Origin of the sequence: Pseudomonas sp. DE0010, from assembly GCF_007680745.1 — a bacterium.
Classification (GTDB): Bacteria; Pseudomonadota; Gammaproteobacteria; order Pseudomonadales; family Pseudomonadaceae; genus Aquipseudomonas; species Aquipseudomonas parafulva_B.
Genome location: NZ_VEJQ01000014.1, coordinates 22,233 through 34,729 on the forward strand (window position 1 = coordinate 22,233; position 12,497 = coordinate 34,729).

General features: G+C 60.5%; 11 protein-coding genes. 6 read left to right on the forward strand and 5 right to left on the reverse strand.

Translation table 11 applies throughout. The annotated features are described in order from the left end of the window. Window positions 1-7: 7 nt before the first annotated feature. Window positions 8-2,224, reverse strand: a complete 2,217-nt coding sequence (locus FS767_RS12465; protein ID WP_144965910.1) for a DNA internalization-related competence protein ComEC/Rec2 — start codon at window positions 2,222-2,224, stop codon at window positions 8-10. Window positions 2,225-2,366: 142 nt separating this feature from the next. Here FS767_RS12465 and FS767_RS12470 point away from each other — a divergent pair, with 142 nt between their 5' ends. After that, window positions 2,367-2,999 (forward strand): DUF2062 domain-containing protein, encoded by a 633-nt coding sequence (locus tag FS767_RS12470; protein WP_144965912.1) that lies wholly within the window; start codon window positions 2,367-2,369, stop codon window positions 2,997-2,999. Here the strand turns inward: FS767_RS12470 and FS767_RS12475 are convergent. The 3 genes from FS767_RS12475 to FS767_RS12485 form a co-directional block, all read right to left on the reverse strand. Beyond that, a complete protein-coding gene (locus FS767_RS12475; RefSeq protein WP_023533108.1) occupies window positions 2,883-3,662 on the reverse strand; it encodes an ABC transporter permease in 780 nt (259 codons plus the stop codon). The genes FS767_RS12470 and FS767_RS12475 overlap by 117 nt on opposite strands. Next, complete coding sequence (locus FS767_RS12480; RefSeq protein ID WP_100851109.1) at window positions 3,659-4,591, reverse strand: ABC transporter ATP-binding protein; 933 nt, start codon at window positions 4,589-4,591, stop codon at window positions 3,659-3,661. The genes FS767_RS12475 and FS767_RS12480 overlap by 4 nt, the downstream gene beginning before the upstream one ends. A 145-nt stretch (window positions 4,592-4,736) precedes the next feature. Further along, window positions 4,737-5,360, reverse strand: coding sequence for a glutathione S-transferase (locus FS767_RS12485; RefSeq protein ID WP_144965914.1), 624 nt, complete (start codon window positions 5,358-5,360; stop codon window positions 4,737-4,739). Between the two features lie 174 nt (window positions 5,361-5,534). Here FS767_RS12485 and FS767_RS12490 point away from each other — a divergent pair, with 174 nt between their 5' ends. Continuing rightward, on the forward strand, window positions 5,535-7,982 hold the full coding sequence (locus tag FS767_RS12490; RefSeq protein WP_144965916.1) for an acyl-CoA dehydrogenase: 2,448 nt from the start codon (window positions 5,535-5,537) through the stop codon (window positions 7,980-7,982). 80 nt (window positions 7,983-8,062) lie between these two features. Next, window positions 8,063-8,470, forward strand: a complete 408-nt coding sequence (locus FS767_RS12495) for a PA2817 family protein (RefSeq protein WP_144965918.1) — start codon at window positions 8,063-8,065, stop codon at window positions 8,468-8,470. Between the two features lie 39 nt (window positions 8,471-8,509). Here the strand turns inward: FS767_RS12495 and FS767_RS12500 are convergent, their stop codons facing one another. Then, window positions 8,510-10,054: a hypothetical protein gene (locus FS767_RS12500; RefSeq protein ID WP_144965920.1), complete on the reverse strand. Its 1,545-nt coding sequence runs from the start codon at window positions 10,052-10,054 to the stop codon at window positions 8,510-8,512. A 399-nt stretch (window positions 10,055-10,453) separates the two neighbouring features. Here FS767_RS12500 and FS767_RS12505 point away from each other — a divergent pair, with 399 nt between their 5' ends. The 3 genes from FS767_RS12505 (at window position 10,454) to FS767_RS12515 (ending at window position 12,401) form a co-directional block, all read left to right on the forward strand. Beyond that, window positions 10,454-10,993, forward strand: a complete 540-nt coding sequence (locus FS767_RS12505) for a fimbrial protein (protein ID WP_144965922.1) — start codon at window positions 10,454-10,456, stop codon at window positions 10,991-10,993. Window positions 10,994-11,058: 65 nt separating this feature from the next. Further along, window positions 11,059-11,784, forward strand: a complete 726-nt coding sequence (locus tag FS767_RS12510; RefSeq protein ID WP_144965924.1) for a molecular chaperone — start codon at window positions 11,059-11,061, stop codon at window positions 11,782-11,784. A 32-nt stretch (window positions 11,785-11,816) separates the two neighbouring features. Beyond that, window positions 11,817-12,401, forward strand: a complete 585-nt coding sequence (locus tag FS767_RS12515; RefSeq protein ID WP_240928610.1) for a fimbrial protein — start codon at window positions 11,817-11,819, stop codon at window positions 12,399-12,401. Window positions 12,402-12,497: the final 96 nt, after the last annotated feature.

Below are 12,497 nucleotides of genomic sequence, written 5' to 3' on the forward strand. Positions count from 1 at the left end.
ATCAGCATTAACCACCCCTGGCGTCGCGCCAGAAGCGGCGCTGGCTGCGCATACCCTCGACCTCGCCTTGCGCACCGAGCACCAGACGCAACGCCCCCTCCACCGCCGTGTCGTGCAGGGTCATGCCATGCCTGCGATAGCGTTCGACCACCTGTGCATGGGGATGCCCGAAGCTGTTATTGCGCCCGCGGGAGATCAGCACCCCACGCGGGGCCGCGGCTCGGATGAAGGCTTCGGTCGACGAACTGCGGCTACCGTGGTGCGGCGACTGGAGCCAGTCAATGCGTGGTGAATCCACGGCAGCCAGCCACGCACGTTCGGCCCCCGCCTCCATGTCACCGGCCAGGAGCAGCCGCTCGCCCGACGCCTCGACCAGCAACACGCAGGAGCGGTCATTGCTGGTGCGCGCATCCGTCCAGCGCCACAGGGAAAAGCGAACCCCGTCCCACTCCCAGGACTCGCCACTGACGCAAGGCTGTAACTGAACCTCTTCCAGCGGCTCACCGCCAATCGCCCGTCTGACCGGCAGCCCGCGCTGGATCGCACCTGCACCGCCGGCGTGATCGGCATGGGCGTGACTGACCAGCAGCACATCCAGGCTGTCGACCCCCAACTTGCGCAAGGTGGGCAACACGACCCGCTCACCCAGATCGCTTTCGCCCCTGGCCGGCCCGGCGTCATACAGCAGACTGTGCTGCCGAGTGCGCAGCAACACCGCCAAGCCTTGGCCCACGTCCAGCTGCCAGACCTCGACCTGGCCGTGCGAGACCGGCTCCCTAGGCACCCAGAGCGCCAAAAGCATCACCGCGCCCAACCCACGCAGCGGCACACCCCGTGGCAGCAACAGCAGCAGTGCACCCAGGCATACCAGCAGCCAGGCCCACAACGGCGGTGCCGGAGGCACCCATGCCGGGCGCTGCTGGGCGACCAGTGCTAGCGCGCGAAACAAGACATCCAGCAGGCCGCCTGCCAGCCACAGCAATGCCTCACCTGCGTCGCCCAGCGGCAGCAACAAAGTGCCCAACAGCGCCAGCGGTAATACCGCCAGGCTCACCCACGGCACCGCCAGCAGGTTGGCCAACGGGGCACTCAGGCTCACCGGCAAGCCTACAGCCAGCAGCACCGGGAGCAGCCCGACGGCGATGACCCACTGCGCTCGCGTCCATGCCTGCCAGGGTCGCCAGGCCCCTAGCCGAGCACTGAAGCTGTAGATGAGCGTGGCCACGGCGCCGAATGACAGCCAGAAGCCTGGAAGCAGCGCCGCCAACGGCTCGAACAGCAATACGGCAACCAAGGCAAGTAACAAGGGGTGGAATGCGCCAAGATGACGAAAGCGCAGGCGCCACAGCAGCACCACGGCCAGCATCAGACAGGCGCGCTGTACTGGCACCCCTGCCCCGGCCAGCCAGCCGTAGGCCAGCGCCGCGCTCATGGCCAGCACACAGGCCCAAGGCAGCCACGGCAGCCGGGTCGGCCACAGCCCCCAGCGGGCTAACCACGCGACCACGGCATAGAGCAGACCCGCCACCAGGCCGATGTGCTGGCCTGAAATCACCAGCAGGTGCACGGTGCCGGTGGCCTGAAGCGCCTGCCAGTCTTCGCGCGCCAGGCCGGTCCCATCACCAAGCACCAACGCCACCAATGCGGCTTGCCGACCATGGGCCTCGACCGCCAGCAGACGCTCGCGCAGGCCATCGCGCCACCCGACTGCCGCGGGCGTCAGTAACTGCCCGGCTTTCACCGCTCCGCTGGCGCCGACCCGACGTGCCAGCAGCTGTGCCTCCCGGTCGGGCCCGTGGGGGTTCAGAAGGCCGGTCGGACGCTGCAGGGTGACGGCCAGGCGCCACTGCTCGCCGGCACGCAGCGGTGGCCCGTCGAACCAGCTCAATTGCAGGCGTTGCGGCAAATCGGCACGCCGGGAATACGCGCCCTCAAGCTCGAAGCGCACGCCTTGCGCAGTGCGCGCCGGCAGACCGGCCACCCTCCCTTCCAGCCATAAGGTGCGACCATCGAGCCCTGGCGCCAGACGATCATCCACGGCCTGCTTGGCTGACCAACAGGCCCAGCAGAAGCCCAGCAGGAACAAACCCAATAACCAACCCCGGGTGAACAGACTGACGACGGCGCCCGCTGCAAGCATTAGCAGCCATCCGACCGATGGCAATTGAGGTACCAGGCAAAGACTGAGCAGACCAAGGGCGAGCGCCAACATCCCTGTGCGCATTAGGTAGAGCTCCAGAAGCTGAATCAACCTCTGAGGCATAGCCCACTTGCCGGCACTGCTTGCTCAACAATTGTCACAAACTCTGAACGAGGCTGAACGCGAATCAGGGCATACTGCCCCGGTCAACGCCCCGGGAGCCCCCATGCCGCGCCGACTATTCAAACGCTTCATGCCGGACCCGAGCAGTATTCGGGAACACAAGTCCTTACGCTTTTTCGGCAAGTTGCTGCATGACCCGAACCTGTGGCACCTGAACCGTCATTCAGTAGCGCGAGCCATGGGCGTGGGCCTGTTCGCCGCATTGATCCCGATGCCTGCACAGATGCTGCTGGCCGCTGCGTTGGCCATCCCGCTACGGGGTAACCTGCCGATTGCCGTCAGCCTGGTGTGGCTGACCAACCCGCTGACCATGCCGCCGGTGTTCTTCGTTACCTACATGGTCGGTGCCTGGCTGATGCAGGTACCGCCACGCGCGCTGCCCGACGCGTTGACCTTCCAGTGGATCACTGACCAACTGTCGACGGTCTGGCAACCCTTTCTGCTGGGTTCAATCGTGTGCGCCGTACTGCTGGGTATGCTCGGCTACTTCAGCACCCTGCTGTACTGGCGCTGGTGGGTGAGCCGGCAATGGCGTCGTCGCCAATGCCGATGCAAGGTTTCAGGCACGCATGCCCCGGCCGCTGACCAGCAGCCGCACGCACAGCAGGTAGAGCACGGCAGTGGCCACCAACATGAACGTGATCGCCGTGCCGATGCTGATGTCCGACACCCCTAAAATGCCGTAGCGGAACGAATTGACCATGTGCAGCACAGGGTTGGCCAGCGATACGGTCTGCCAGAACGGTGGCAACAGGGTGATCGAGTAGAACACGCCGCCCAGGTAGGTCAGCGGAGTCAGCACGAACGTCGGGATGATCGAAATGTCGTCGAAATTGCGAGCGAACACCGCGTTGACGAACCCCAGCAAGGAGAAGATGGTCGCCGTCAACAGTACTACTACCACAGTCACACCCAGGTGATGCACCTGCAGGTCGGTGAAGAACATCGACAGAATGGTGACGATCACCCCTACCGCCAAGCCACGCAGCACGCCACCGAGTACATAACCCACCAGGATGGTGTGCGGCGATACCGGCGAGACCATTAGCTCTTCGATCGAGCGCTGGAACTTGCTACCGAAGAAGCTCGATACCACGTTGCCATAGGAGTTGGTGATCACCGACATCATGATCAGCCCCGGCACGATGTACTGCATGTAGGTGAACCCGCCCATGTCGCCAATCTGCCGGCCAATCAGGTTCCCGAAAATGACGAAATACAGAACCATGGTGATTGCCGGTGGCAACAGGGTCTGCGGCCAGATGCGCAGGAAGCGCCGCACCTCGCGATAGACGATGGTGTTCAGGGCCACCCAGTTGGTGCGCAGTTCCACGCTCATACGGCCACCTTCGACAGGTTTTTTTCCACCAGGGCCACGAACAGCTCCTCGAGTCGGTTGGTCTTGTTGCGCAGGCTTTGCACTTCGATGTTTTGCAGGGCCAACTGGCCGAACAGGGCGGTGATGCCGATGTCTTTCTCTACCTGTACTTCCAGGGTGTGCGGGGTCAGCAGCCGGCACGGGTAACCCTGCAACACCGGCGCCGTGGCCAAGCCCTGCTTGATGTCGAGGACGAAGGTTTCGACATGCAGCTTGCCCAGCAGTTGGCGCATGCTGGTGTTCTCGACGATGGTGCCGTGGTCGATGATGCCGATGTTACGGCACAGCTGCTCAGCCTCCTCCAGGTAATGGGTGGTGAGGATGATGGTGATACCTTTCTGGTTCAGCTCGGTGAGGAAGCTCCACATCGAACGGCGCAGCTCGATGTCCACGCCGGCGGTGGGTTCGTCGAGAATCAGCAAACGCGGCTCGTGGATCAGCGCACGGGCAATCATCAGCCGGCGCTTCATGCCGCCGGACAGCGAACGCGATGGCACGTCGCGCTTGTCCCACAGGCCCAGTTGGGTCAAGTACTGCTCGGCACGCGCCTTGGCGATCTTTGGCGGGATGCCATAGTAGCCAGCCTGGGTCACGACGATGTCGAAGCACTTCTCGAACTGGTTGAAATTGAACTCCTGTGGCACCACGCCCAGGCAACGCTTCAGCGCCGAGGGCTCGCGGTCGAGGTCGTGGCCGAACACATTGACCGTGCCGCTGGTTTTGTTCACCAGGGTGGATAGGATGCCGATGGTGGTGGATTTGCCGGCGCCGTTGGGGCCGAGCAAGGCGAAGAAGTCACCTTCGGCGACATCCAGGTCGATGCCTTTGAGGGCCTGAAAGCCGTTGCCGTAGGTTTTGGTCAGCTGTCGAATGGACAGGGCAGAACTCATAGCGGGTCACTTACCGAAAAATAAGGTGCAGGACACGCCAGACAAGGTCACTGGCGCAGTGAGTGCGGCCAATGGTGCAAGGCGCGGCCGCACAAGTACAGTCATGTGTATTGATAGTGACTATCGAAACAGCCGTAGTGTTCGATCAGGTTAGCGCCGTCATCACCGCTGCCTGATAGGCCGGGCGGGCCTTCAGGCGTTCGTACCAGGCCTCCAGGTGGTGCATGGCCGGGCGCTCGATGGGCATTTCGAACCAGGCATAGACGAAACAACCCAGTGGGATGTCGCCCATGCCGATCTGGTCACCGGAAAGATAGGGCTGTGTGGCCAAGGCTTCGTCGGCAATGGCCAGCAACTGGGCGCACTGCTTGTGCGCAGCGTTGATCGTCACCCAGTCGCGCTGGTCTTCGGGGGTGCGCAGCAGGCCCCAGAACAGCGGGCGGAACGGCGCTGCGAAGGATGAGGTGGCCCAGTCCATCCATTTGTCGGCCAAAGCGCGTTGGCGCGGGTCTTCCAGGTACCAACCTTGCTCGGTGCCATATTCGGCGCACAGGTAGCGGACGATGGTGTTGGACTCCCACAGGATCAGGTCACCGTCTTCAAGCATGGGTACCAGGCCATTGGGGTTGCGGGCGCGGTAGTACGGCTCGTTGACCACGCCGAAGGCGCCGCCGGCGTCGATCGATTCGAAGTCCAGGTCCAGTTCGTGGGCGATCCACAGCGCCTTGCGCACATTGCTCGAATTCTTGCGGCCCCAGATCTTCAGCATGGCAACTTCCTTATGAGTGCGGAGGTTGCACAGTCTACTCCAGAGTTTTGTTGCCTGTACCGGACTGAAACTCCCACCGCCACACCGTGTCACTGTTTTGACCCTGCCTTTCCCGGCGTTGCGTCTAAGCTGTCCGGAACGGCTCAAGCCCCCTGGTTCCAAGGAGGACCGATTATGTTGCTGTTGTGGCTGGTAGTGATGGTGATAGGCGCGGCGTACCTCACGCACAGGCGCCTGGCACCCTTGCAGATTCTCGGCATCATGGCCGCCTATGTGCTGCTGATGGGCATTTTCAGCAGCGCTCCCGGCTGGCTGCTAGCACTGATGTGGCTCGTGCTGGCACTGAAAGGCGCCTTGGTAGCGCTGCCCAACTGGCGCCGCAAGGTGTTCACCGGCCCGGTTTTCAACTGGTTCCAGCGCACCCTGCCGCCCATGTCGCAAACCGAGCGCGAAGCCATCGACGCCGGTACTGTATGGTGGGACGGCGAACTGTTCAGCGGCCGCCCCGACTGGCGCACCTTGCTGGCCTACCCGGCACCCAAGCTGACCGACGAAGAGCAGGCCTTCATTGATGGCCCTACCGAACAACTGTGCGCCATGGTCAGCGACTGGCAGATCGGCCAGGACATGGACCTACCACCCGCGGCCTGGGCGCATATCAAACAAAATGGCTTCTTTGCCCTGATCATCCCCAAGCAGTACGGTGGCAAGGGTTTTTCCGCTTACGCACACTCCCAGGTGGCGATGAAGCTGGCCACCCGCAGCGGCGATCTGGCCTCTACGGTGATGGTGCCCAACTCCCTCGGCCCAGCTGAACTGCTGCTGCATTACGGAACCGACGAACAACGCGACCACTACCTGCCACGGCTCGCCCGTGGCGACGACATCCCTTGCTTCGCACTCACCGGCCCTCTGGCCGGCTCAGACGCCGGCGCCATGCCCGACACCGGCGTGGTGTGCAAGGGCCAGTGGCAGGGCGAGGAAGTCATCGGCCTGCGCCTGAACTGGGAAAAACGCTATATCACCCTAGGCCCGGTTGCCACGCTGCTGGGCCTTGCATTCAAGGCCTACGACCCGGATCACCTGCTGGGCGAGGAGGAAGAACTGGGCATCAGCCTGGCGCTGATCCCTACCGACACCCCCGGCGTGGACATCGGCAAACGTCACCTGCCGCTGGGCGCCGCCTTCATGAATGGCCCCAATAGCGGCAAGGACGTGTTCGTGCCACTGAGCTTCCTTATCGGTGGCCAGGCCATGCTCGGCAAAGGCTGGATGATGTTGATGAACTGCCTGTCGGTGGGCCGTTCCATCTCCCTGCCCGCCGTGGGCACCGGCGCCGCCAAGTACACCAGCCTGGTCACCGGCCAGTACGCCAACATCCGCGAGCAATTCAACGTGCCGCTGGCCGCATTCGAAGGTATCCAGGAATCGCTGGCACGCATCGGCGGCAACGCCTGGCTGATGGACAGCGCGCGCCTGCTGACGGCCAAAGCGGTAGACCTGGGCGAGAAGCCCTCGGTGCTGTCGGCGATCCTCAAGTACCACCTGACCGAGCGCGGCTGCGAATGCATCCAGCACGCCATGGATGTGCACGGCGGTAAGGGCATCATCATGGGCCCGAACAACTACCTGGGGCGTAACTGGCAAGGGGCACCGATCTTCATCACGGTCGAGGGCGCCAACATCCTCTCACGCAACCTGATGATCTTCGGTCAGGGCGCCATTCGCTGCCACCCGTTCGTACTCAAGGAAATGGCTCTGGCCCACCGTGAGGACCGCGACCAGGCGCTAAGAGAGTTCGATGACCTGTTGATGAAGCACATCATGTTCGCCGCTGGCAATGCGGCTAGCACACTGGTGTTCAATCTGGGACTGGGCCGCCTGGAAAGCGTACCAGGCGATACCCTCAGCCAAGGCTACTTCCGCGCCCTGAACCGCCAGGCCTCAGCCTTTGCATTGCTGGCGGACCTGTCGATGATGCTGCTGGGCGGTGCCCTCAAGCGCCGCGAGCGCCTGAGTGCGCGGCTAGGCGATGTACTGAGTTATCTGTACTTGTCCAGTGCGGCGCTCAAGCGTTATCACGACCTGGGCTCGCCCGAGCAGATGCAGCCATTGCTACGCTGGGCCATGGAAGAAAGCATGGGGCAGGCGGAACAGGCCCTGGATAGGTTACTCGACAACTTCCCCAACCGCTTTGTCGGCTGTGCACTGAGGGCCCTCGTGTTCCCCTTAGGCCGTCGTCATACCGGGCCGAGCGATGAACTGGATGCAGAGGTAGCGGCGCTGATTGGGCGTAACAAGGGTGACCCAGCGCTGGAGGAGCTGCTCGCGGGCTGCTTCCGGCCACAGGCGGACGGTGACCCAGTGGCGGCACTGCAACGGGCTTGCGACTTGCTTGATGAGGCAGTGCCACTGCACAAGGCGCTGCACCTGGGGATCAAGGACGGCAAGGTACGGCCGGCACCTGGGCAGTCGGTGATTGATGCGGCCATCGAAAGCGGTGTGCTGCAGCCTGACGAAGGGCAACGGCTGCACGCAGCGGAACAGGCACGCCGGGCAGTGATCGATGTGGATGCCTTCGACAAGGAGCAATTGCTGCCAGTACCTGGCAAGGTGCGTTGATTGATGGGGGGGCGCTCTGCCTCCCCATCCCCAACCGGCGTATACTCCGCCTCCGTTTCAATCACCCCGAGGACCGCCCCATGGCCAATTCCCACCTGGATTACAACCTGCAACTGCTTAACCACCTGCGTACCATTCTGGTGGCTTTGGGCGAAGCCGAGCAGGTACCCGAGGAAAGCCACGCCCTGTTCCTCGAACGCTTCGACGAACTACTGACCCTACTGCCGCAAAACCCGCTGACAAGTCAATACCTGGGGCAAGACCTGATCTGCCAGGTGATCCAGCGTTACCCGCAGATCGCTCATCTTGTACCCAGGGATCTACTGTGGTTTTTTGGCGGCGACTGCTTGCATTTCATGCCCGATGACGAACTGGACCTGTATCAACGTCTTGAAGAGCGCCGCTACGAAGCCGAGCAGAACGATGAACCGTTCGACTGGAACCAGGAAAAACAGGTGCTGAGCCTGCTGCCCGGCCCCCTCCACTGACTCCACCCGCTTGGGGCGATGCGTCTCGGGCAGCCCAGGTCACGCTTGCTGTAGCCGCAACGCGTCGTACGCAGACAGCAATGGCAATGGAATGATCGTCACCGCGAAGCGCCACTCAACAACATTGCGCGTATCCAGCGCCATCACCACCGTGACACCACTCGGCGCTGTCGACGAAGGCGTGAACACACCTTGCGCCGATACCACACCGTTGCCTGCAAGGATGTGCCACTCAACATCCTCGGCCGGCACTGCGGTTTCTTCCATGTCGAGGTTGAAATACCAGCAGTTCAGTTGCAACGCATTGCCTGCAAGGGTAAATCGGATGAAATGCGTCGGATACACGAATGTCGTGACGAAAGATACCGGGTCACACAACCCATCTCCCGCCGCCGTCAGCACATCGGTACGTGCTGGCACCCGGGGAAAACTAGCCCTGGTAACGGCTGGGATCAAGGTTTCTCCCGGTAAACTGAAGACGACACCGGGTGGCTTGAGGGCAGGTACGTAGAAGTGATCATTACCCTCTTTGACAAGGGTACCGCCTGCATCACCCGTCACACTCCATTTGACCCCAGGCATTGGTAGATAGAAGAAACCAAGCCGCTCCTTTGCATCCCCTGCATGGAAAACTTGTGAGTACGGTGAAATATTGTACGTCAAGGCTGGGATAGCCGACTCAGCGGGCTTCAACGACTTCTTGTTGACACGCCTGTAGCCGAATAGCGACCCCCCGGCATCCACTACGCCAACCAATTCCGTCGACCCCAGTGGGGTCACCAAATCGCCAACGAATGCGCTGTCCACAGGTGCTCTACCTGCCCCCACCTCTGGAAAATTTTCTTTTGGAAAATAGCCAAATAAGGCTGCATCTGCTGCTGGCGCGAGCGCGATGGGTTGCTGCATCCCGCTTACCAAACTTTCATAGGCAATGGGCCGCTGCTGAAAAATGAAATGCCGGGTGAGCCGGTTTTCGTCTAGAATCATATATATATAAAGATCTTGCAGCTTCGCACTTTCAGGGCGCGGCATGATCGCAATGTCAATTTTCTTCCTCTGATTATAATATTCAATATACTCGGGAGTCGGCGCAGTCTCGACAGTTGAGTCCTTTTGGTCGTAGAAGCCATAGTCGGCCCCACCCGTCCATTCGACACTCAGCACACTTTGACCTTGCGCCCGGTACCGGAGGTAGCACTCATACATTGGTAACTTGACGGAGAATCTCACGCCGCCGGGGTTGATCTTCGTCAAGCGCAGGATCTGTTCCGCGCCCAAGTTGGAGAGTCTCTTCGTAAACATGAGGTATTCATGGGTTGAATGAAGAATCAACTTGTTACTGAAGTTACCGTCTGACAGAATTTCGATTTTGGAAAACTGCCTCAGCAATGTCTCTGCCCCCTCGCGCCCCATTAAAGCAGGCGGCCGAGTCATTACAAACGACTCAATCAGAAAATCACTATTAGCGCCTGATAGCCACAGCGTATTCATCCACAATACATGCGTGTACATTGTGCACACCGCCTCCGTATCTATAGACGGTGAGCCGACGCCAGTCGCTTCATCATTTTTGGTTTTTTTCACCTCAAAGTCCCCGGCTGTAGTGTGAGCGCCAATTACCCCACCCCAAAAAAATCGAGTCAACTGGCATTTTTATCAGTCGCCAGACAAAGTTGAGTCTCACAGTACGAATGTGCTGCCCGGCATGCATAGCCTTTACGGTTTGGCAACTGGTATTTCTATCAGTTGACGCAACCGCACGGCCCTTCCACGCTCTATGAAACAGACCATGGAAACAGCACCACCTTCCATCGAACAACTGCCGTAAAACCGGGAGAGAAGATCAGCGCAAGCCAATCGGACTTCAGATTTTTCCTACATACGAACCACAAGCAAACTCGCACGCTGTGCACCGTCGCATCTAGCGATGCTTGGGCAGCCTTAGCCAATATCCACCTGACACACTCTAACCTGGAGCTCCTAATGAAAAAAACTCTCCTGGCCTTAACACTTGGCCTCGCCAGCCACGCTGCATTAGCCAACACTGGCTCGATCAACTTCTACGGCCAGGTGCATGCCGGGACGTGTCCGATCGAAATCATCGACCCGTCGACAGGTCTGCCGGTAGCCCGCGTCAACATGGGCAACGTCAGTGTTTCGCAGTTCACCGCCGTCGGCGATGAAGCGGCATCTCGCGCCTTCGGCATGCGTGTCACCCCAGGCGCTGGTTGCGTCGTTGCCCCTGGTAGCAATGCCACTGTCACCTTTACTGCCGCCTACGGCGGCGCCGGCACAGGTGGTACGTTGTATGCGTTGGAACCAGGCGGAGCCACCAACCTGGCCTTGATCATCAAGGACAATGCCGGCACCCCCGTGAATAACGGCCTGGCCTCCAAGGATTACCCACTGGATGACACGAACCCTACCACCATGATCTTCTCTGCGGCCTATAAATCCATAGGTACCGCCGTGACGGCAGGTACGGCTAACACCGATGTGCAATTTCTTGTCGATATTCCATGAGAACGCGCCTCAGGCGAGCTGATACCGCCTGAGGCTACCTCATATCATTCAGAAGGTATCGTCAGATGAAGATTCACCCGCGCCGCCTGGCATTGGGTATTTACTTGGCAGCCACCCTGCAGACTGCTCAGGCAGCGCTGACCGTCAATACCACGCGAGTCGTGTTCGACAGCGACAAACGCAGCACCTCGGTGGTGATAGCCAACCCCAGCCCTCGCCCCTACGCGGTGCAAAGCTGGGTCAACACCGCCAAGGACGATACCGACACACCCGTTCCGCTGGCGACCTCTCCCGGTTTGTTCCGTCTGGACCCAAGCAAGGAGCAGATGGTGCAGATCAACCACCTGCCCAACGCGCTGCCTAATGACAGGGAAACACTGTTTTACCTCAATGTTCAGGAAATCCCCGAGGTCACCCCTGATAATGTAAACGTCCTCAATATCGCACTGCGTACGCGCCTCAAGCTCTTCTATCGCCCCAGCCAATTGACTGACCGGCCCGCCGAGCGCATCGGCGAGCTAAAATGGTCCGTACGTCAAGGCCCTGGACGTGTCCAGTTGGTAGTAGATAACCCGACACCCTTCCATTACACGTTCGGCCGCCTGGAAGTCAGCGCTGCAGGTGCGACAGAGGCTATACAGGCCATGGCCATGGCGCCACCGTTTGGCCAGCAGGTCTATGACCTTGCCCGGATCAAATCGCTCAGAGGCTTGCAGTTGACCTTTACCACCATCAATGACTACGGGGTCGCTACTCCGGTGATGCAGAAGGCGCTGTCCAGCCGCCCCTGAGCACTCCCACCCGACACCTGCAAGCGAGCCCTATGGGCTCGTTTGCCATTGTGACTCAAGAAATCAAGGAGCTTTCCATGAAGCCTCTAGTCATTGCCTTTGCGCTCGCCATGGCCAGTCAACAGGCGTTTGCGAACAGCGGCTCGATCAACTTCTTCGGCCAGGTGAGCAGCGGGACCTGTGCGATTGAAATCATCGACCCTTCGACAGGTCTACCTGCTTCCAGAATCTACATGGGCACTGTGCACACAGCCCAGTTCAAGCAAGCAGATGATGAGGCCGCCAACCGCGCCTTCGGCTTGCGCCTTACACCGGGCGGTGGCTGTATACTGCTGCCAGGGGCCAATGCCCGCGTGACCTTTACCGGGAACTACGGCGGCGCTGGCGCCAGCGGTACACTGTATGCTCTGGAACCAGGTGGTGCTACGGGTTTGGCGTTGATCATCAAGGACAACACAGGCACACCAGTAGACAACGGAATAGCCTCCAAACAGTACCCCCTGTATGACACCAAACCCACCGACATGCTGTTTTCTGCTGCCTACAAAGCGATCGATAGGCAGGTAACCGCCGGCTTTGCCAACAGTGATGTGCAGTTCAGGGTGGACATACCGTAAGCGTTACTGGGGCCAATTTGCACCCCTTCGCGGCGGTTTGACGCGAAGGGGTGCAAAATGGCCCCAATTTGCTTGAGTATTCGCTTAACCGAGGGG